General features: G+C 50.7%; 20 protein-coding genes. 14 read left to right on the forward strand and 6 right to left on the reverse strand.

Annotation, left to right across the window (positions count from 1 at the left end):
* Nucleotides 1-15 precede the first annotated feature (15 nt).
* The 4 genes from A1332_RS00695 to A1332_RS00710 form a co-directional block, all read right to left on the reverse strand.
* Complete coding sequence (locus tag A1332_RS00695) at nt 16-1,152, reverse strand: AAA family ATPase (protein ID WP_064006670.1); 1,137 nt, start codon at nt 1,150-1,152, stop codon at nt 16-18.
* Between the two features lies 1 nt (nt 1,153).
* Nucleotides 1,154-2,392, reverse strand: a complete 1,239-nt coding sequence (locus A1332_RS00700) for a restriction endonuclease subunit S (protein ID WP_064006671.1) — start codon at nt 2,390-2,392, stop codon at nt 1,154-1,156.
* Between the two features lie 2 nt (nt 2,393-2,394).
* Nucleotides 2,395-3,000, reverse strand: a complete 606-nt coding sequence (gene fic, locus A1332_RS00705) for a protein adenylyltransferase Fic (RefSeq protein WP_064006672.1) — start codon at nt 2,998-3,000, stop codon at nt 2,395-2,397.
* 298 nt (nt 3,001-3,298) lie between these two features.
* A complete protein-coding gene (locus A1332_RS00710; RefSeq protein WP_064006673.1) occupies nt 3,299-4,855 on the reverse strand; it encodes a type I restriction-modification system subunit M in 1,557 nt (518 codons plus the stop codon).
* Nucleotides 4,856-5,547: 692 nt separating this feature from the next.
* On the opposite strand from A1332_RS00710, the gene A1332_RS00715 reads away from it, so the two are divergent.
* From A1332_RS00715 to A1332_RS00725, 3 genes are all read left to right on the forward strand, one after another.
* The gene (locus tag A1332_RS00715; RefSeq protein ID WP_064006674.1) at nt 5,548-5,850 is read left to right on the forward strand and encodes a helix-turn-helix domain-containing protein; all 303 of its coding nucleotides are present in this window, start codon (nt 5,548-5,550) and stop codon (nt 5,848-5,850) included.
* Nucleotides 5,847-7,181 (forward strand): HipA domain-containing protein, encoded by a 1,335-nt coding sequence (locus A1332_RS00720; RefSeq protein WP_064006675.1) that lies wholly within the window; start codon nt 5,847-5,849, stop codon nt 7,179-7,181. Before A1332_RS00715 ends, A1332_RS00720 begins: the two co-directional genes overlap by 4 nt.
* A gap of 375 nt (nt 7,182-7,556) precedes the next feature.
* Nucleotides 7,557-8,162: a hypothetical protein gene (locus A1332_RS00725; protein ID WP_064006676.1), complete on the forward strand. Its 606-nt coding sequence runs from the start codon at nt 7,557-7,559 to the stop codon at nt 8,160-8,162.
* Between the two features lie 11 nt (nt 8,163-8,173).
* Here the strand turns inward: A1332_RS00725 and A1332_RS00730 are convergent, their stop codons facing one another.
* On the reverse strand, nt 8,174-8,464 hold the full coding sequence (locus A1332_RS00730) for a LysR family transcriptional regulator (protein ID WP_064006677.1): 291 nt from the start codon (nt 8,462-8,464) through the stop codon (nt 8,174-8,176).
* Nucleotides 8,465-8,648: 184 nt separating this feature from the next.
* Between A1332_RS00730 and A1332_RS00735 the strand changes: the two genes are divergently transcribed.
* Both A1332_RS00735 and A1332_RS00740 read left to right on the forward strand, forming a co-directional pair.
* Entirely contained in the window at nt 8,649-9,458 is an 810-nt protein-coding gene (locus A1332_RS00735) for a class I SAM-dependent methyltransferase (protein ID WP_064006678.1), read from the forward strand.
* Between the two features lie 38 nt (nt 9,459-9,496).
* A complete protein-coding gene (locus A1332_RS00740; protein ID WP_064006688.1) occupies nt 9,497-10,561 on the forward strand; it encodes a TolB family protein in 1,065 nt (354 codons plus the stop codon).
* Nucleotides 10,562-10,785: 224 nt separating this feature from the next.
* Here A1332_RS00740 and A1332_RS00745 read toward each other — a convergent pair whose 3' ends face one another.
* Nucleotides 10,786-11,751 (reverse strand): GlxA family transcriptional regulator, encoded by a 966-nt coding sequence (locus A1332_RS00745; RefSeq protein ID WP_064006679.1) that lies wholly within the window; start codon nt 11,749-11,751, stop codon nt 10,786-10,788.
* A gap of 166 nt (nt 11,752-11,917) precedes the next feature.
* On the opposite strand from A1332_RS00745, the gene A1332_RS00750 reads away from it, so the two are divergent.
* The 9 genes from A1332_RS00750 to A1332_RS00790 all read left to right on the forward strand — a co-directional run.
* A complete protein-coding gene (locus tag A1332_RS00750) occupies nt 11,918-12,634 on the forward strand; it encodes a DJ-1/PfpI family protein (RefSeq protein WP_064006680.1) in 717 nt (238 codons plus the stop codon).
* 601 nt (nt 12,635-13,235) lie between these two features.
* Nucleotides 13,236-13,844, forward strand: coding sequence for a TetR/AcrR family transcriptional regulator (locus A1332_RS00755; RefSeq protein ID WP_064006681.1), 609 nt, complete (start codon nt 13,236-13,238; stop codon nt 13,842-13,844).
* Nucleotides 13,841-14,992: an efflux RND transporter periplasmic adaptor subunit gene (locus tag A1332_RS00760; protein WP_064006682.1), complete on the forward strand. Its 1,152-nt coding sequence runs from the start codon at nt 13,841-13,843 to the stop codon at nt 14,990-14,992. The genes A1332_RS00755 and A1332_RS00760 overlap by 4 nt, the downstream gene beginning before the upstream one ends.
* On the forward strand, nt 14,989-16,191 hold the full coding sequence (locus tag A1332_RS00765; RefSeq protein WP_064006683.1) for an ABC transporter permease: 1,203 nt from the start codon (nt 14,989-14,991) through the stop codon (nt 16,189-16,191). Before A1332_RS00760 ends, A1332_RS00765 begins: the two co-directional genes overlap by 4 nt.
* Before the next feature lies 1 nt (nt 16,192).
* Nucleotides 16,193-16,903 carry an ABC transporter ATP-binding protein gene (locus A1332_RS00770; RefSeq protein WP_064006684.1) on the forward strand — a complete coding sequence of 237 codons (711 nt, stop codon included), beginning with the start codon at nt 16,193-16,195 and terminating at the stop codon, nt 16,901-16,903.
* Nucleotides 16,900-17,394, forward strand: coding sequence for a cytochrome c (locus A1332_RS00775; protein WP_231890171.1), 495 nt, complete (start codon nt 16,900-16,902; stop codon nt 17,392-17,394). The genes A1332_RS00770 and A1332_RS00775 overlap by 4 nt, the downstream gene beginning before the upstream one ends.
* Nucleotides 17,381-18,877, forward strand: a complete 1,497-nt coding sequence (locus A1332_RS00780; RefSeq protein WP_231890172.1) for an efflux transporter outer membrane subunit — start codon at nt 17,381-17,383, stop codon at nt 18,875-18,877. Before A1332_RS00775 ends, A1332_RS00780 begins: the two co-directional genes overlap by 14 nt.
* A gap of 136 nt (nt 18,878-19,013) precedes the next feature.
* Nucleotides 19,014-19,574: a recombinase family protein gene (locus tag A1332_RS00785; RefSeq protein ID WP_064006690.1), complete on the forward strand. Its 561-nt coding sequence runs from the start codon at nt 19,014-19,016 to the stop codon at nt 19,572-19,574.
* A gap of 2 nt (nt 19,575-19,576) precedes the next feature.
* A partial coding sequence (locus tag A1332_RS00790; RefSeq protein ID WP_064006686.1) for a Tn3 family transposase occupies nt 19,577-21,790 on the forward strand: 2,214 nt, incomplete at its 3' end.

Here is a 21,790-nt window from a genome sequence, read left to right on the forward strand (position 1 = left end):
TGTCGGAAAATTTAATCATTCGTTTCCCACCTGCTGCCAAAAGCCATAGTTGTCTTTCAAGTGATCGAGCAATAATTTAACCATGGCTTTCTCTGCCGGAGTTGGCTCCGCAATAGCTTCATTGGACAGTGTGCTGTGGCTTGTAAAGTTAATGATTCTGCTCAGATAGAGCTGTTTGTCATCAGGCAAAAGCTCCGCCCACTTTGGATAACCCAGAAAGCTGGCCGTTTTCTCGTAAAGATTACGCAGTAGCGTGAAGTGATACTTTTCAACCTTGTTTTCAGTAATCGCCTGCTCAAGGGTTTGCTTTATATGCAGATGGTAGGAAAAGCTCTTATTGGAGTCACCATATTTAACATTCAGATCGAAGGTTCCATCCTCAAAGCACTCCAACAGATAGCAGCCTTCCTTTTTGCCGTTTTTAGAAAGGTCAAGTTCGTTATGGAGCACGTTATAAAACAGCGGGCTATGCGTCGTGACGATAAATTTCAGATCGGATTGACTGGACTTAATCGAGCCCGCCAAATTGACCGCCAACTCAATCAAGTGATTTTCATCTAACGAGCTAACGGGATCATCAATGAAAACGTATTCCAAATTATTAAAAGCATCAGTTGATCGTTCGGAAGCTTCAGCAATGTTTAATTCGGAAATCATTTGCTCAATCAGCGAATGAAATACGCTCCAAATGAAATTGCTTTCCTCGCCCTTGGAAATCTTAATATTTGATTCCTGTTCATAATTGCCGCGCTCAAATGAAAAGCTGACTGCTGAAAAATCCGAACTAAAATGTGGCGTTAATTTTTCATTGGTGTAGTGCTGGAAAATAGTGGTGATGTTCTGATCTTGGCCTTGCTCTTCCAGAACCCATCTAGTGAAAGCATTGGTATGGATTTTTAATTTTGGTTCGGCATCAAGCTGCAAATCGTTATCCCAATAGAACAAATCTTCCGTAAACGCGCTGTAATAAAGGATTTTCTTTTGTGTCAACGCTGATTGCAGCGCGTCTTCAGTATCCGTTTTTGGCGCAATTAACTCTTTGAATTCGCGTGATAGTCGAGTTTTACCTGTGCCATTAAAGGCATAGATCAATTGCACTTTCTTGTTGGCGGCTCTCAGCTGCTGTGCTATTTCCTTTAGCGTCTTGCTCATGCTATGCCGCTACCTCTTGAGGCTTGGGAAAGCTCAACAGCAAATCGCGGTAATACTCGTACTGTTTTTGGCGCAAGGCAATTTCGCGGGGCAGGCCTTCGGTGATGGAGTTGGTCAGGGTGTCGAATTTGTCCAGGATGTTGACGATGCGAGCTTGTTCGGCAAGTGATTTTTCAGGATCGTTTGGGTATGGAATAGGTATTCGGACTTTGGCAATTCCATGAATTAATAACCTATTAACTTTTCCCCGAGATACATGTTTCGCCTTCTCATCAATGAATGCGGCTGTTTGCATTACATAGGAAATAAATTTCGGATTCATTGAATGTCGAAAAGCGTAGCTGTCATCGTGGATGGCTACTTTTCCATTTCCAAGCCAAGCCACAGCCTTACCAACTTCTTCAACCGTTTCACCAACACCTGCCATTACAACATCCCCAGGCTCTGCATAGCGCAGTGCCCCAGCCATATCGCTTCTGACCTGAGAAAGCGCACGAGTCGTAGAAACGCCGTACCGAGTGTATATCTCACCGTAGTGGATAACATTGATACCATCTTCGACGTAATCAGCTTTAGTAAAGCGCTTTCCGCGAATAAACTCCCCCAGCTCCCCCAGCGCCTTCCACTCTACTTCCCCTTCTTCAAACCTCAACAACTGGTCGCGATAGTAGTTGTATTGTTTTTTGCGGGTGTTAAGCTCGGCGGTCAGCTCGGCGGTCAGCTCGGCGGTCAGCTCGGTGAAGGCGTCCAAAATGCGGACGATTTCGGCCTGGATTGCTAGCGATTTTTTGGGGTTTTCTGGGCAGGGGATGGGGACTGGAATTTCAATTAACTTCCCCTTTGTTAACTTCGCACGATCACCGCCAGACAAAAACGGAATGAAATTGACGATACATAAATAGTGATAAAGAAACCTTGTGTTTAGCTCTGGCTTTCCTCGCACAACATGAACATGGTTGTTTGCCCAAAATTTTCCTGTTGCATATTGAATGGAATAATTTTCTAGGTTTGCTGAGCCGTCCTCTGCGATTAGAACAAACTCTCCATCATGCGTATGGCCTTCAACGTAATCCTGGATGTTATTTGCGCCGTAGTATGGCGTTTTCCCTGGTGCCCGTAACGAAGCTTTTACTGGTTTTCTGCCGCTATTCGAAATTTCAAAAAGGCCTTCATCACCCAACGCCTTCCACTCCACCCCAACCCCATCCAGCAGCTTTTCCATAAAACTAAAATGACTCACGGCTACAGCTCCTCGGTTTTAAATTCGCTATAGCCTTCGTAGTAATAGCTGACATCAATGCCCTTCATAAACAAGGCGCGGTCGTCAATTTGGTCGGTTAAGGCTTGTTTGAGTAGGGCTTTGATTTCAATGTCTTTCACCACACTGCGCTGCATGGCCGATAAATACTCATCTTTGTCCACCAAATTCCAATCGATTACCTGCCGTATTTCCTTTTTAAGCATCAAATCCAGCCAGATGCGGGTGGCGCGGCCATTGCCCTCGCGGAAGGGGTGGGCAATATTCATCTCGACATATTTTTCGATAATTTCGTCAAAACTGCCTTGCGGCATGGTGTCGATATGTTTCAGTGATGGCTCCAAATACATCAGCGGCGCGAAACGGAAGTTGCCTTTGGCGATATTGACGTCGCGAATTTTGCCTGCAAAGTCATAAAGATCCCCAAACAAATAGGCATGGATAAAGCTAAGTCCGGCAAAGCTGCCGACTTCCACCTTGGCTATGTCACCGGAATCAAAAAGCTGCTTGGCTTTTTGCTTGCTGATTTTTTCTTCCGTCTTGGCCAGTTCGATTTGATCGGTGATGTTGAGCTTGTTGGTTAAAATCATCTGCTCACTCCTTCTTGCCTAGTTCCCACGAGCTGCGTCACTGCCATTAAGTTAAGAGCCACAGCGTCACCCCGGCAGGGATTGCCGGGGTCCAGAGGCCACGGATGGCGATGGCTTTTTACATCCTTGTAATCTGGATTCCGGCAATCCCTGCCGGAATGACGGCTTAACTTAATGGTAGTGACGCGCTGCGTGGGAACACATAAGTACCGCGCTGCGGTTCTAATCAGGCCGCAGCGCGGCCAAGCCCGGCATTCCCAAGCAGCGCGTGGGAATGAGCCAAAAAAGCTCATGCTGCTCACGCCTCAGCCTCCTCGCCTTCGATTTCAGCCACAATGGCATCTATCTCGGCCCGCAGTCGGTCTATCTTGGTGACGGTGCTTTTGAGTTCGGCATTAAGTTGAGCAATATCCACGACTTCGCGGTTGTCCTTGGCCTCGACATAGCTGCTGACCGACAGGTTGTAGTCGTTGGCGGTGATGGCATCAAACGGTAGCGATTTGGCAAAGTGTTCAACATCCGTTTTGCTATCGAACGCCTGCATGATTTGTTCGATGTGAGTGTCGGTAAGAACGTTGTTATTGGTTTCTTTCTTGAACAGGCCGCTGGCATCAATAAACTGGGTGGTGGTGTCGGCTTTATGCTTGGACAGCACCAGAATGTTGACAGCGATGGTGGTGCCAAAAAACAGGTTGGGCGCGAGCGAGATCACGGTTTCAACGTAGTTGTTATCTATCAGATATTGGCGGATTTTCTGCTCGGCACCGCCCCGGTAAAAAATACCGGGAAAACAGACAATGGCCGCGCGGCCTTTGCTGGATAAGAAACTCAACGCATGCAGAACAAAGGCAAAGTCGGCTTTGGATTTGGGCGCTAAAACGCCTGCGGGGGCAAAGCGTTCATCATTAATTAGCGTTGGGTCGTCTGCGCCTTTCCATTTCACCGAGTAAGGCGGATTGGAGACGATGGCATCAAAGGGTTTGTCATCACCAAAATGCGGGTTGATCAGGGTATCGCCCAGCTGAATATTGAACTTGTCGTAGTTGATGTTGTGCAAAAACATGTTCATCCGCGCCAGGTTGTAGGTGGTGTGGTTGAGTTCCTGACCAAAAAAGCCATCTTCTATGATGTGTGCGTCAAAGTGCTTTTTGGCTTGCAGCAGCAAGGAGCCGGAACCACAGGCCGGGTCATAAATCTTGTTGACGCTGGTTTGCTTGTGCATGGCCAGTTGAGCAATCAACTTGGACACGTGCTGCGGGGTGAAGAACTCGCCACCGGATTTACCGGCAGTGGCGGCGTAGTTGGAGATGAGGAACTCGTAGGCATCGCCAAACAGGTCGATGTGGCTATCTTCAAAATCACCAAAGTCCAGCCCGGCCACGCCTTTGAGCACGGCAGCCAAGCGGCCGTTTTTGTCGACTACCGTGTTACCGAGGCGGTTGCTGGTGGTATCAAAATCGGCAAACAGGCCTTTGATGTCGCGCTCGGATGGGTAACCGTTGGCGGAGCTTTCGATGGCGGCAAAGATGGCGGCCAGATCGGTATTCAGGCTTTCGTTGGTGTTGGCAGTGGCGGCGATGGTGGCGAACAGCTGGCTGGGATAGATGAAGTAGCCCTTGGTTTTAATGGCATCGTCTTTGATTTCGGGGGTGATGACACTGTCGGGGAGCTCGGCGTAGTTGATGCTGTCATCTCCGCCTTCGATGTAGCTGGCAAAGTTTTCGCTGATAAAGCGATAAAACAGCGTGCCGAGTACATACTGTTTGAAATCCCAGCCATCGACTGCGCCGCGTACATCGTTGGCGATTTGCCAGATTTGGCGTTGCAAGGCGGCGCGTTGTTGGGTGCTGGTCATTCTGGGGTCCTGTTTAAATACGTTTTGAATCGTCTTCAGCTCATGGGCAACCTGGCATTTTAATGGGCAAAGACGCTCTATTGGCATATTGCAAGCATAGGGGTCTGATGTATGCCATCACATACCCCGAAGAACGAAAAATGAAATCGGATTGAGTGAATTTTTGGGGTTCATGCCCCGCCTCATTGAGCAAAATTAAGCAGCACTACGCCTAAATTTGCGCCTTGCTGCGGACTGTTGCTTCATCTCGACGGGCAATCTTGTTGAAAACTCTTACAAACTAACCACTTAAATGGTGCCGGCAATAGGAATCGAACCTACGACCTTCGCGTTACGAGAGCTGAAATTAACATATAACTGATTGATTTAATTGATTTTAAATAAATAGCCCTCACGTTGCAATGCCTATTTGTGCTCAATCAAGTTTATATGGTTTACCCAGATTTTACCCAGCAATATAGTGGTAAAGCAGCGCCGGATTCTTGCTCAGGTTGAAGTAATGCAACCTTACGGGGTAAAAATTTTCCCAAACAACCTTGAGTCTTCAGGTCTGATCCATGCTACGCCATTAAATTCTATGATAATAGATCTATATTTGATTCAAGACCGTGCTGATATTAAATTCTGCTTTTACAGAATTTAAATTGACTAAGCATCAATCATCTTCTATAAATCTGGTATAGGAGAATTTTATGAAGCGTGTAGTTCCAACACCATTCCCTGCAGACCCTTATCTCGACACCCCCATTGTCTTGGGTGCGGCTATTCGCTCTGCACGAACTCAGGCCGGTATTCGTTTGGAAGATGCTGCTATGGCCATTGGGGTGTCTTTACAAACATTGGTTGACATTGAAGCCGGAAAGCACGGTGTTAGTATCGGTAAAATTCTGCAAGTCGCGCAAGGACTCGGCGTTTCTTTGTTTGTTATTCCGCAATCGCAACGTGAAATCGCTCGTCGCCGTCTATCCGATTTAATTGCGGACAATCGACCATGAAATTGACTGTTCAGGCTAACGGTGTCTGCATCGGTTGGTTGAGTTTGGATGCCATCTCCGGACTGTATGCGTTTGATTATTCGGTTGAATGGCTCGCTCAGGAACAGCGTTTTCCACTCAGCCCGGTCTTGCCGATAGTAGGCCAAAGTTTGCCTGCAGAACAGCATAGCGCCAATGTACGGCAATTTTTTCAGAATCTGTTGCCAGAAGGGCAAGCCCTTGACGATGCGGCTCAAGCCAATAAGGTATCAAAGTCCAACCTGATTGGGCTACTGGTGGCATTAGGCAAGGAAACTGCTGGGGCTTTAGAGATCAGCCTTGACGATCCGCAGCCATCACCTATGCACTTAGCTGCCAAGCGTTTGCTCACCTCCGAGGAATTGTCGCAACGTATCCGTTCTCGCCCCGAGCTAGCCTTTAGCGTTTGGGACGGCAAAGTGCGTTTATCCATAGCAGGCTATCAAGACAAGATTGCAATATTGGAGGAAAACGACCTTTGGTTCCTAGTGGACGGTGGAGGCTTGGCGTCCACGCACCTGCTAAAACCCGATCCCGTCCGTAGCGGACTCCAGGATATGACCAGCAACGAATTTGCCTGCATGCGCTTGGCTCAGGCTGTCGGGATAGCCGCAGCTGATGTTTGCCTGGAGCGCATTCCTGAGCCCATACTGCTCATTCGCCGTTTTGATCGCAGAATATCGACTGAAAGCATCGACCGCCTTCATTGTATTGATGGCTGCCAAGCGTTAGGTCTGGGTGTTAGCATGAAATACGAACGACCTTACGGCGATGGTCGTGATGTAAAGCATATACGGGATGGCGCGTCGTTACCCAAACTGTTTGCACTGTTAGACCGGACAAGCGCGCAACCGACAGCCGATCGTTTGGCATTATTACGTTGGAGGATCTTTCAAATTCTGATCGGCAATACCGATGCCCACGGTAAAAACTTGTCTTTTTTTATTGACTCAGGCGGTATCCGTTTAGCGCCTAGTTACGATTTGGTGTGTTGCCTAATTTACGCCAACGGCCAGATCAGCGATACGCTATCCATGGCCATTGGTGATAACTTTGATGCTCGGTCATTAACGGCCTACGACTGGGCAATGATGGCAATCGAATGTGGATTGAATACCAGACTGGTTGGCCGGGAACTCAAACAAATGGCTGACAAAGTTCTTAAGATTTGGCCTAAACTGAAACAAAATCTGATTGCAGTTGGCGCCGACTATCTCACCTTGAAAGCCATTGAGGCTGTTTTGAACCAACAATGCCAACATACCCTGAGCATTGCTAATGAAGTTCCGAAGATTTCTAAAGCCATTTTATAAGCTGATAGGACACGATTCCTGGGTGTCGCGCTTCTCCAAACTGTCAGAAAGCCAAACCAAGAGTGTGAACTAGAGGTATACAAAGCAGTCGTTCGCGGCCGAATTTAACGGCCAATAGCGGAAATTCAAATTCTTTAACGTATGGCAGCTACAAATCAGAAAGCTGTCGTTCAACGTCAATAGGGTGAGGTGAGACGAACCGCATCAATCGCGAACTATGCGGTGCACGTTGTTTACCGCATCTACAGGCTTGGCGCGTCCGTATTCTTCGATCTCCACCCAGTTGTCGGCACCGCAAATAACCCCGCACAACGCAACGACAAAACAATATCCTGGAGTCGATGTTTTTTCTGGAGAGCGACTCGAGGATCTGTAATGGCAGAACATGATGGAGAATGGATGGGCTTGGTGAATTCATCTTTGATGGGTAAAAAATATACCCCCTTACACCAGCTGAGATATCCTTTTCAACCAAATTTAAGCATGATTGCCCTGCAAGACCGGGTCCTTATGTTTGACTTTATGCTCGTTATTTCTAAAGCTGAAAACAACAACACAGAAAAAGGTAAGAACATGACCATTAGATTAAAAAAATACTTGCTTGTCGGTTTTTTAGTGCTGTTTTTTGGCGCTGCGAACCCTGTTGCAGCGGTTACAGAAACTCAAATTGCGTTGACGACGGAAGCGACTAACGATGCCATTGTTAACCTTGAAGCCGCATTGAAAGCAGTGACTGAGAATAATCTGGATGAGGCACAAAATTATATTGATGCCACGCGGAGCTCTGCCAGCGACATCTTGGGAAGGTGTTCGGTTGAAGCAAAAAAAGAACGCGGTTCCAACGCACTTAAAAATGCGCGTCGTGAAATTAAGAACGGTGATTCAGTAGCTGCTGAGGCGTCTTTAAAAGAAGCGATTAAAATTTTTAAATCTTTACTAATGTCCGTTAATAATACCGCGCAACCCAGTTTGTTTAAGTGATTCAAACCACATCATATGAGTCCCGAAACATTTTCTGCATCGCTTTTGATTTCTCGATGAATGGCTATGGCTTGGTTCGCCATTTCTTCGGCAAGCGCAACGACCTTTTCCCCAATCGGCGTGATGACCCAGCCTTTTGCAGTACGGTCGAACAAAGCTTTCCCCGATTGGTGTTCGAGTTGAGCAATTCGGCGACTCACGGTTGACTGATTAACGCCGAGCCGTAAGCTTGCCTCGGTCACATTGCCTGAGCGAACCACTTCGATGAAATAGCGAAGATCGTCCCAATTTAGAGCATGCATATTTGCGAAAGCCTTTATGCTAATTTCGACATTGGTTATGCATTTTAATTATTAGTTTATTGTCATATAATTATTTTTTACTATTTCAACGCCCTCCTAAAAATGCTGTGACCAAACGTATGGCGTTCAATCGTAGTGAAGGCTTTGGGTTGCAATATCATTCATTCAACTTGGGAAATTGACTATGTCTGGTTACTTTGATGAGGTTGTCATACCCTATGACCGCGATCTTGGCCCGGTGCTGTTCGAGCATTACGGCTCGGATACCGCAAGACGCGTCGCCGAACAATCACCTATGGACGTGCTGGAAATAGCCGCAGGCACCGGCATCGTGACGCGTCACTTGCGCAACTTGTTGAAGAAAGAAGCTCGTTTGACCGCTATCGACATTAGCGATTCGATGATGGACCTGGCTCGGCAAAAGTTTCACCCTGGAGAGCAGATCGTATTCCAAAACGCCGACGCCACCGCATTACCGTTCGGTGATGAAGTATTCGATGCTGTGGCCTGTCAATTCGGTATCATGTTTTTTGATCGGGACAAGGGCTTTCGCGAGGTGTACCGAACCTTGAAGCCGGGCGGCCGCTACTTGTTCCGCGTCTGGGACTCCGAACGCTACAATCCCTTTGCCAGTTTGAGCTTTGAAGTGCTCAAGCAATATTTTCCGTCGGACACCCCGCAGTTTTTATTCGATCCGGTTTCCTGCCATCAAATCGATCCGCTCAAGGAACAGTTGATTCAAATTGGCTTTGATCCGATTGTCATATCCGTACAACGCCACGTATACGACATTTTCGATGTGACGGCGTTTGCCCGCGCCTTGGTCTACACACCGGTGATTTTCGAAATCAGGGACCGGGGTGGCGTTGATCCGGAAGAAATCGTCAAGGAACTGGCGAGTGCCTTTAAAAAAGAATTCGGCTCCAGCCCGATGCGCTATCCAATGCAAGCCATTTTGTTCGAAACGGAAAAACCCAAAGCATGCGCTCAGTAAACAGCAACATTCACGTCATAATCAAAAAAACACACGCTATGAAAACAAACTCCCTGAACCTCAATCTCCGTATCGCTGGATTGGCGCTACTGTTGGGACAGAGCACGCCGTATGCGATGCCGGGCATGGATATGCCGTCCGGCCCAAGCGCTCAAGCGCCCTCGTTGGCCAAAAGCATAGGCGCCCCAATCAATTCGGATGCCGCTGAATTTGAAATGACCTACAGTGCCGACGGCAAAACCGTATTGTTCGTGTCCACGCGAGCGGGCGTAATCGAATCAAAAGGCAACCCTTATAGCTTCGACCTCTGGATGGCGCACAACATCAACGGCCAGTGGCAAACGCCGATTCATCTGGGGCCGGGCATCGATCCCAAAGTCGGCCCGAATATCAATACCGAAGCGTGGGAACTGGAACCCAGCCTGTCCGACGACGGTAATGCCATTTATTTCACCCGATACCAGCCGGGTAATTTCTCGACCGGCGATTTGTATGTAGTACAGAAAGTTGACGGTATTTGGCAGGCTGCAAAGAGTTGGAATGAAGTGGCGGAATTACCACATCTGAACACACCAACTGGCGAGGAACATTGCCCGATTATTGCCTCGGACAGTCTGATCTATTTCAGCTACCAGCAACCGGGTGTCACCCAAGACAGTGACATTTGGAAGGTCGAAAAGAAAAACGGCACTTGGCAGAAACCGCAAAGTCTGGGAACGCGCATCAACTCGCCGTACCGCGACCATTTGCACTGGACCGGGCTATCGAAGGATGGCAAAAGCCTGATCATCACCAGTACCCGCCCCGACATGGGGTCTCGCGGCGGTCATGACGAATGGATTTCTCATCAGAATCCCAAGGGCGAATGGCAAGAGCCCTTGAACCTCGGCGACACCATCAACACCGCTGGCGAGGACATGTGCTGGTCGTTCACGCCGGACGGCAAGAAATTCTTCGGCGGTTGGGGGCCTCAAGGTTCCTATAACATGGATGTGTTGTGGCTGAACAAAGACGACGTGCCGTTACTGAAAAATTTCGATCCTATCGGTCTCCCACCAAACTTGATGGCAAAAACCAAGGCAAAAGCCAACGACATCAAATAGTGTCGTCTTACACCACCCATCAAAGCTTATTCTGACTGTCTCTAGTCAGAATAAGCGACCGGTTCTGGCGCAAAACCTGCCATTCAACAAAGCTAACTTTAATATATGCCAACCAAAGCCGACGCTCAAAAGCAAAATTGCCAAACGAACTCCAAGGCTTCGTCTTAGTGGGTTGCTAACCGAATTCGCCTTACAATTTATCCGCCGTATGGGTGCGACATAATTTAAACGTCTTTATGGAATGTGCTTTGATCACTACCATTAAACGCACGTCTATAAGCCTGAGGACTAATACCGACCAAGCGGTTGAATCTTTCCCGAAAAGCCGTTGCAGAGCCGAAGCCAGTAGCGGTGGCAATGTGTTCAACGGATAATTGGGTTGTTTCTAATATTTGTTGTGCTCGGCGTATTCTTGATGTCAGCAACCATTGCAACGGCGTTGTTCCAACCTGTTCCATAAATCGACGGCTTAAAGTGCGTTTGCTCATCGCTGACTGCCGGGCAAGGTCATCTAGGGTTAACGGCTGATTTAAGTTATTTTCCAGCCAAGCTAACAGAGGTTGTAAGGTGGTGGCTGATGACGGCGTTTCATGGACAATGAACTGGGCTTGTCCGCCGTCCCGCTCCAGCGGCATAACGGCAAGTCTGGCAGCATCAGCAGCCACTCGTGAACCATGGTCGAGACGGACGATATGCAAGCATAGGTCGATGCCGGCGGTAAGACCCGCTGATGTTAGTATCTGACCGTTATCGATATACAATACATTAGGATCGACGGTTAGTTTGGGGAAACGGCGAGCCAATTCCCCTGCCTCCCTCCAATGTGTCGTCACCCGCAATCCGTCGAGCAAACCGGCTTCCGCAAGAACGAATGCTCCGGTGCAGATCGACACCATGCGTGCTCCACGCTCCGCAGCTACTCTGAGCGCGGCAATAACTGTATCGGATATGGGCAATGTCAGGTCTGCAATCCCTGGAATAATGACGGTATCCGCCGTCTCAAGCTGATCCAGTCCCCATCGCACGGATAGATCGACAACACCTGCATTAACCACTTTTGTTTCTGAGCATATATAGACACTATATGCATCTTTATCTTCAGTGCGTTTTACGAGGCCAAAGATCATGCAAGGGATAGCAAGATCAAAAGATACCAAACTATTTAGCGCCAGTACTGCAATTTTATGCATAAAAATCCTAAAAGATTTGTTTTATCCAAATATGGCAGATGAATTTTAATTTTGGCTAGAATCAGTCGAATATAGGCAATTTAGCCAATGGTGTAAAATAATGTTTACTTCATAATTTAGTCCTCGCCGAGCACCCTTCGGCATAACTCTATGAGGATAAAAAATCATGCAAAAACAACCCCAACCGCTCCAATTCGGGATGTTGCTCTATCCTGGCTTCACGCTGCTTGACCTTGTAGGCCCACAAACGGCGTTCAGCTTAAACGGGCAAACGCATCTCATCTGGAAGAATATGGATCCCGTCCTAACCGACGTGGGAGTTTCGATGAATCCCTCGATCACATTCGACGATGTTCCCAACAATCTGGATGTATTGTTCGTGCCGGGCGGTTTTGGTACGGTTGATGCCATGCAAGACAAAGAGATTCTGGAATTCCTTGCCCATGCTGGTTCGACCGCCCGTTATATTACCTCGGTGTGCACCGGCTCAGTGCTTCTCGGCATGGCTGGGCTGCTAGAAGGCTATCGTGCAGCTACACATTGGGCATTCTATGAGCCTTTGGAAGCTCTGGGTATCGAGGCGAGCCACGAACGCGTGTCCGTTGACCGAAATCGAATTACGGGGGGCGGCATCACGGCGGGGATCGATTTAGGACTGATAGTCATCGCGAACCTTAAGGGGCAGGATGCCGCCGAATTCACGCAGCTTGCGATGGAATATGATCCTCAGCCCCCCTTGAACGCAGGCCACCCGCGCACGGCGAGAAAAGAAATCGTCGATATGATCTCGGGCGCAAAAGGTATTATGGCCGAGATGACCTCTGCGGCTGTAAAGATTGCGAAGTTGGCTGACCGTAAGGATTCAAGTCAAAATGGGCAATAGTGACCATTATCATGCGCGGCAAACCCTTTCCGTATGACACACCATAGCGACACTGTTTTTTCATACATTTTTGCGGGCGCTTTGAGTGGCAATAAGGGTGTTTTATTTAACCTACCGGAAAACAGATATTTTCCGGTAGGTTAAATATGATATTTGTGCATCACAGACGCTAAATCGCATGAGTTAAGCCGCTATTGCCCAAAATCGCACGAATCCTTACTTTGCCCCATAAAGGCTGTAAAACTTTTTTCTCGCTCATATTAATCTACCTCTACCAAAACCATTTTTATAGGGGCAGTCACAGAATTCGGAAAAAATAGTACGCTAAGCTTTTATGGTAAGAGTTTAAGAGTTGTAATGGCAATCAATGCACTAAGTGGGCAAGACCATGTGTTAGAGCCTAGTGCGGCCAAACATATATTGATATGTTTGGCCGCAAAGGGGCAATCGGCCTTGCTGTAGCGTACATTTACTTTAGAAAAATACATACTCTTAGATCAACAATTGAGTCATCGTGATCTTCCACAGAATAATTTTCCGCTTGCATAATTTGTTTATCATCATAAGATAGTAATTAATTACTATCCTTTTGAGGGCAACCGTGAATACCCATGTAAAACATCTTCCTGCGGATGAACGACGGGCCGTAACAGTCGAGGCGGTGGTTGAATTGGCGGGTTCGCAAAACCCCAGCGAAATCACAACTGCGGCTATCGCCAAGCATATGAACCTGACCCAGGGCGCGTTGTTTCGTCATTTTCCGACCAAGGACGCCATTTGGCAGGCAGTCATGGAGTGGGTGGCGGAACGCCTTCTGGCCCGGATTGATTGCGCCGCACAAGGTATTGAATCGCCTCTAGCCGCGATGCAGGCGATATTCATGAGCCACGTCGAGTTCGTGGCCGAGCATCCAGGGGTTCCCCGAATGATGTTTGGAGAATTGCAACGTGCCGAGCAGACCGCGCCCAAGCGTATAGTGCAAGCTTTGATCCGGCGTTATGGAGAACGCCTGCACCGGCTGATCGAGGCGGGCAAGGCTTGCGGCGAGCTGTCCGCCACACTCGATACCGAAGCGGCGGCCACCCTGTTCATCGGCACGATCCAAGGCCTGGTCATGCAATCGCTGCTGGCCGGCAATGTGGAGCGTATCCGCCACGATGCACCACGCGTCTTTGCCATTTATCAGCGTGGCATCCGGAGTGCGCAATGAATCGCATGCCTCTACAAAAACGCACCTTGGCGCTTATGGCAGTTATTGTGCCGTTGCTTGTGCTTTTCGTCTACGTCGCCTTACGATCCGGCCCGCTAGCACCGGTAACCGTGACGGTCGCGGAAGTAAAGTCAAAGTCAATTGCCCCTGCGCTATTCGGTATCGGCACGGTGGAGGCGCGCTATACCTACAAAATTGGTCCCACGGTTGCCGGTCGCGTGCAACGTCTGGAGGTGCATGTGGGCGATCGGGTGAAGGGCGGTCAAGTGTTAGGCGAGATGGATCAGGTCGATCTCGATGATCGCGTCCACTCGCAGGAATCGGCATTCAAGCGTGCCGAAGCGGCATTGCGCGAAGCGAAGGCTCGGCAAGCGTATGCGAAGGCCCAGTTGCATCGATATGAACAATTGTTTGCAGTACGCTCGACCAGCGAAGAAATAGTCGACACCAAGCGACAGGAATTGCAGATAGCGGATGCTGTACTTACGGTTGCCCATGAAGACGTCGCTCGTGCCCGATCTGACCGGGAGGCATTGATTACGCAGCGGGGTAACCTGCGTCTGATCGCGCCGGCTGATGGCTTGGTCAGCTCCCGAGATGCTGATCCCGGCACAACTGTCGTTGCTGGTCAAGCTGTGGTGGAAGTGATCGATCCCGAAAGTTTATGGTTGAACGTACGCTTCGACCAGATCAGTGCCGCCGGACTTGCCGCCGGACTGCCAGCCCGCATTGTGTTGCGCTCCCGCAGTGGCCATGTGCTGGCCGGCCGCTTACTGCGGGTGGAACCCAAAGCTGATGCCGTAACTGAAGAAATGCTTGCCAAGGCGAGTTTCGATTTGCCTCCCGATCCATTGCCGCCTCTGGGTGAACTGGCCGAAGTCACAGTCGACTTGCCTGCCCTACCAGTTGCCCCGGTGATTCCCTATGCCGCCATCCATCGTGAGAATGGGCAAGCTGGAGTCTGGCAAGCTATGGACGGCGACCTGCACTTTACCCCCGTTAAATTAGGTGTTGCTGATCTTGATGGCCAAATACAAATACGCGATGGCCTCAAGGACGGCGACCAGGTAGTGGTTTACAGCGAAAAGGCGCTGACCACACACAGCCGAATTCATGTGGTTGAACACATTCCCGGTGCCGCACGATGATCAGCTTGGCGGGCCGCGATATTCTCCATTCCTGGGGTAAATTCGTGTTCACCGGCGTCGGATTAGGCTTATTGATCGGCGTGACGCTCAGTATGGCCGGCATCTATCGAGGCATGGTCGACGATGCACAGGTGATGCTGGACAATACAGGCGCGGATCTGTGGGTGGTGCAACAGGGCACTCAGGGGCCTTATGCCGAATCGTCCAGTCTGTACGACGATCTGTATCGCAGTCTGCTGAATATGCCGGAGGTAGAATACGCAGCCAATATCACCTATCTGATTATGCAGGTAGGTCACGGCGATCAGGATGTTAGCGCCATGGTGGTTGGCGTCACGGCCGGCAAGCCGGGTACGCCGGGACAGCCCCGGTATCTCGTCGCCGGGCGACATATCACCCGTAGCCACTATGAAGCCATTGCCGATATTTCCAGCGGATTTCAGCTCGGTGAGCGCATCCGAATCCGCCGCAATTTTTACACGGTCGTCGGATTATCCAAACGCACGGTGTCTTATAACGGTGATCCGATGGTTTTCATCCCGCTTAAAGACGCACAAGAAGCGCAATTTCTGAAAGACAACGATGCCCTGGTTCAGCAGCGCCGCCGCAATGCCGAGAACCCGGACTTCAATCGTCCAGGCATTCCCGATCTACTCGCTGTGGTGAACGCATCGCAAAGTACCAACACCTATGTTAATGCGGTACTTGTTAAGCTCAAACCCGGCACACTCCCTGAGGATGCAGCCGAAACGATTCGCCGCTGGACGCGCCTGCAGGTTTATACCCGTGCCCAGATGGAATCTATTCTGATGGACAAAGTAATCGATAAATCAGCCAGGCAAATCGCCTTGTTTTTGGTGATTCTGAGCATCGTCAGCGCGGCCATTGTTGCTTTCATCATCTATACCTTGACCTTGGGAAAAATTCGGGAAATCGCGGTGCTTAAACTGATCGGCACCAGGAACCGCACCATTGCCGGCATGATCATGCAGCAGTCGCTTGCGCTTGGCACTATAGGTTTTGTGGTGGGGAAAATCACCGCTACCTTTTGGGTGCCGATTTTCCCCAAGTATGTGCTGTTGGAGCCACTTGATTCCGTCGCCGGTTTTTTCGCTGTGCTGGCAATCTGCGCATTGGCCAGCCTTGTTGCTATCCGTATGGCGCTCAAGGTCGATCCGGCCGACGCCATAGGAGGCTAAGGTGAGCGGCAAAGGCATTCACATTGAAGGTTTAAAGAAACGCTACGGCGAGGGCGATACCGCTGTTCATGCCTTGAGGGGCGTGGACATGCAGGTTGCTCCTGGTGAAGTGGTAGGACTCATCGGTCCATCAGGTTCCGGTAAGAGCACCCTGCTCAAGTGTCTGGGGGCGGTGATCGATCCGACTGCCGGCCGTATGGTTCTGGGTGATGAGGTGATCTTTGACAACGGCTGGAAAGTACGTGACCTGCGAGCCTTGCGGCGCGACAAGATCGGCTTCGTATTCCAGGCACCCTACCTGATTCCTTTTCTCGATGTGACCGACAACGTTGCACTGCTGCCGATGTTGGCAGGGATTCCCAATAGTAAAGCGCGTGCGAAAGCACTGGAGCTTCTCACCGCACTGGATGTACAACACCGCGCCCGTGCCATGCCGTCGCAGCTTTCCGGCGGCGAACAGCAGCGCGTTGCCATCGCGCGGGGGCTGGTCAATCGCCCGCCTGTGATTCTTGCCGACGAGCCCACCGCACCGCTCGACAGTGAACGGGCCATGGCCGTTATCCGTATCCTCAACGACATGGCAAGCCAGTTCGAGACCGCCATCATCGTTGTCACCCACGATGAAAAAATTATTCCCACCTTCAAACGCATCTACCATATCCGAGACGGCGTGGCCCATGAGGAAGTCGGCGAAGGACGAGGATTTGAGTGAGAAAACAATTAAATTCAAGGTGCTTTATGACATACCAAAACTTCCCGAAAAATCTATTGACTGTCATTGCAGCCAGCGTATTTATAGCCGGTATCTACTCGCATGCTTGGGCTGATGGAGATACCGAAGTTAAGCCGTTAGAACTAAAAAGGATCATGCAAGAACTCGGTAGGAGTATGCAGACCATCTCAGACGCTATTTCTCGTGAAGATTGGGCTTTGGTCGCCAAAATTGCGCCACAGATCGCCGAGCATCCAGAGCCGCCCGTTATCGAGAAGATGCGTATCCTGACGTTCATTGGCACCAATATGGGCACATTCGAAAGTCATGACGAAATAACGCATCAAGCTGCGCGGGCGCTGGAACAAGTTGCCTCTCGGAACGATGGACAAGGCGTGATCACAGCCTTTGCGAATCTGCAAAGCAGTTGCCTGGCTTGCCATCAGAGTTTTCGTCAATCGTTCGTGGAACATTTTTATGGGCAACGTTGAAGGAATACACCGTCACGGCATTGATAGATCGAAGACCGATCACATGACGGTTCGGACCTATACAGTCATCATTTTTGCCGGATTGCTGGCAGGTTGTACCGTAGGGCCCGATTTCAAACCACCGGCCGCCCCCGATATGCCAGCCTACACCGCAACCCCTTTGTCAACTCAAACGGCATCCGCAGCCACGGCTTTTGGGGGGGCACAACACTTTAGGATCGGCTTAAATGTGAGTGCACAGTGGTGGCGTGATCTGGGATCTTCCAAACTCGACGCGCTGATAGAACAGGCTTTTCAGGCCAGTCCAACGCTGGCTTCCGCAAGAGCCACGTTACGTCAGGCGCAGGAAATCCATGCGGCGCAGGAGGGGGCGATGATGTATCCCCAAGTCGATGCCGGTTTCAGTGCTCAACGACAACGCTTTAATCCCATCGTATTGGGGCAAGATGACCAGGCGCGGGAATTCAGTTTGTTTAACGCGGGTGTTAACGTAAATTACCAACTCGATCTTGCCGGCGGTAACCGCCGCGCATTGGAAGCCTTAGTCGCCCAAACCGAGTATCGTCGCCACGAAATGGAAGGTGCGCAGCTGACCTTGGCGGGCAACATCGTTACCGCCGCGATCACCCAAGCCAGGCTTGCGGCACAAATACAGACTACGGAGGCCATTCTTCGCGCGCAAGATGAACAATTGCACATTACCCAAGAACGCGTGCGTCTTGGCCAGGGCGCACCGGATGAGGTATTGGCACTGCAAACCCAAGTGGAACAGACTCGCGCCGGCCTTCCTGTGTTGCGCAAACAGAACCAGCAGAATGAACATCTGTTGGCCGCACTCAGCGGCCGTGCCCCGGGAGATGGGCGATTACCTACTTTCACGCTGGAAGAATTCACCCTACCGTCCGATTTACCCCTAATCGTACCTTCCGAGTTGGTGCGCCGCCGCCCCGACATCCTGGGCGCAGAAGCGCTGTTACACGCGGCCAACGCGGAATACGGCAGCGCAATCGCCAAGCTGTATCCGCAACTTAATCTCAGCGCCGATCTCGCTACGCAGACCTTGGTTGCAGGCGCATTGTTCGGCCCCGGTTCGGCAATATGGAACGTCCTTGGACAACTTACTCAGCCGCTCTTTAATCCCGCACTGCCCGCCGAAAAGCGCGCGGCATTGGCCGCGTTCGATGCCGCGGCAGCCAATTACCAAAGCGTGGTGCTCGAATCCCTGCGCAATGTGGCCGATGTCCTGCGCGCACTGGAGAACGATGCCCAGGCATTGGCGGCATTGGCCGCCGCCGATGCTGCGGCACAGGGCTCTTTGCAATCCGTGCAGAGGCAATATGCACTGGGTGCAGCCAGCTACGTTCAGCAACTGATCGCACAACAAGCGGCGCAACAGACCAGAATTAACTTGATCGCGGCTCAGGCACAGCGCCTTGTCGATAGCGCAGCTCTGTACCAAGCTATGGGCGGCGGTGTCAGTTAAGACTATACCCTATCCTGATGTCAGACTGTGCGCTGCTTTGGCGTCAGGATAGAATGCATTTTTGTAAATATTGACACCTGCCGCCAAAGGTTATAGATTTTATCCTGACACTTTTGGTTTTTTGAGGGCTGTTCATTTGCAAGGGCATCGGATTGGTTACATCAGAGTCAGCACGTTTGATCAAAATCCGGAACGCCAATTGGAACAGGTCGAGGTCAGTAAGGTTTTCACCGATAAGGCGTCCGGCAAAGACACCGAACGGCCAGCTTTGGAAGATCTGCTGGCCTTTGTCCGAGAAGGCGATACGGTCGTGGTGCATAGCATGGACCGCTTGGCGAGAAATCTGGATGACTTGCGGCGCTTGGTACAGCAGTTAACCAAGCGCGGCGTACGCATCGAATTCGTCAAGGAGTGTCTCACGTTCACCGGCGAAGATTCGCCGATGGCCAATTTATTGCTGTCGGTCATGGGGGCGTTTGCCGAGTTCGAACGGGCACTGATCCGCGAACGGCAACGCGAAGGCATTGCGCTGGCCAAACAGCGCGGCGCTTACCGAGGACGTAAGAAATCGTTATCGCCCGAGCAAGTCGCAGAGCTGCAACAGCGTGCCGGTACCGGCGAGCAGAAAGCAAAGTTAGCCCGTGAGTATGGCATTAGCCGGGAAACGCTATACCAATATCTAAAAAGCACTCAGTAATCATGTCCAGGCGCTCGGTTTTGTCCGCTACGGAACGGGCCAGTTTACTGGCCTTGCCCGACACTCAAAACGACTTGATCCGCCATTACACCTTCAACGAGTCCGACTTAGCCCTGATTCGGCAGCGCCGGGGCGACGCTAACCGCCTCGGTTTCGCGGTGCAACTCTGCCTACTACGCTACCCTGGTTACGCGCTAGCCGCTAATGCGACAGTAATAGAGCCGGTTATCCAATGGATCGCCAGCCAAATCAAGTCCGATCCTGGCGCTTGGCGAAAATACGGCGAGCGCGACGAAACGCGGCGCGAACATTTCCAGGACCTGCGCGGCTATCTCGGCTTATCGGCGTTCGGTTTGTCCGATTTCCGATTTGTAGTGAAAACGCTGGCCGATCTCGCCATGCAAACCGATAAGGGTGTGGTGTTAGCGGCCTATGCCTTGGAAGCGCTTCGCCAACGCAAGGTTATTCTACCGACGCTTACCGTGATCGAGCGAGGCTGTGCCGAAGCCATCACTCGCGCGAATCGCGGCATCTACCGGGCATTGGCTCAGCCGCTCACGGCGCTGCATCGACAACGGCTCGACGAACTGCTGAAAATCAAGCCGGATTCCAACACGACTTGGTTGATTTGGCTACGCCAGTCGCCTTTGAAGCCCAATTCTCGCTATATGCTAGAGCACATCGAGCGACTGAAAACCTTTCAGGCAATTGCCTTGCCGGATGGCATTGGTCGGCACATTCACCAGAACCGGCTATTAAAAATCGCGCGCGAAGGTGGGCAAATGACGCCGCAGGACCTCGGCAAGTTTGAAAGCGAGCGCCGATACGCCACACTGGTGGCCGTAACCTTGGAAAGCACGGCTACCATTATCGACGAAATTATCGATCTACACGACCGTATCCTGTTGAAGTTATTCAGCGCAGCCAAGCACAAGCATCAACATCAGTTCCAACAACAGGGCAAGGCGATCAACGACAAGGTACGATTACTTTCAAAAATCGGCCATGCCTTGTTGGATGCCAAGCAATCGGATAGCGATCTTTACGCCGCAATCGAGTCCGTAATTTCCTGGGACGACTTCCAGCAAAGCATCATCGAAGCGGATCAATTGGCCAAGCCCGCAGCGTTCGACCACTTACATTTGATTGCTGAGCAATTCAGCACTCTCCGCCGCTATACGCCGGATTTCCTGGACATGCTGACTTTACGCGCGGCACCGGCGGCGCAGGATGTGCTAGATGCCATTGCGGTGATCCGCACTATGAACAGTACCGGCACACGCAAAGTGCCTATTGATGCTCCGACGGCTTTTATCAAACCGCGCTGGAAGTCGCTGGTACATGTCGACCAAGGGCTTGACCGTCGCTTCTATGAAATCTGTGCGCTCACTGAACTGAAAAACGCGCTTCGTTCTGGCGACATCTGGGTACAGGGTTCCCGGCAATTCCGCGACTTCGACGAATACCTGTTGCCTTCCGTGAAATTCCAAGAACTCAAACAGGCAAAAGTATTGCCGGTCGCCGTCAATCCGGATTGCGAACAATACCTGCATGATCGGTTGCAGTTGCTCGAACGACAACTGAGCACGGTAAACCGTTTGGCATTGGCCAATGAACTTCCCGATGCCATCATCACCGATTCCGGGCTGAAAATCACCCCATTGGATGCCGTCGTCCCTGAAGCGGCACAACAATTGATCAACCACGCAGGCATGTTACTGCCCCGCATCAAGATCACCGAATTATTGATGGACGTGGATGACTGGACCGGCTTCAGCCGGCATTTTGTGCATTTAAAGGATGGAGAGCCGACTAAAGACCGCACTTTGTTGCTATCGGCCATCTTGGCCGACGCCATTAATCTGGGGCTCACCAAAATGGCCGAGTCTTGCCCCGGCACGACTTACGCCAAACTGTCGTGGCTGCAAGCCTGGCATATCCGGGACGAAACCTATTCCGCCGGATTAGCCGAGTTAGTGAATGCCCAGTTCAATCATGCGTTTGCCGAAAACTGGGGCGATGGCTCGACCTCGTCTTCTGACGGCCAGCGTTTCCGGGCGGGCGGTAAGGGCGAAAGTTCGGGTCATGTCAATCCGAAGTATGGCAGCGAGCCGGGCCGATTGTTCTATACCCACATTTCCGACCAGTACGCCCCATATCACATCAAAGTCGTGAATGTCGGTATCCGCGATTCGACCTATGTGCTCGATGGTTTG

It is taken from the genome of Methylomonas methanica, assembly GCF_001644035.1.
GTDB classification, from domain to species: domain Bacteria; phylum Pseudomonadota; class Gammaproteobacteria; order Methylococcales; family Methylomonadaceae; genus Methylomonas; species Methylomonas methanica_A.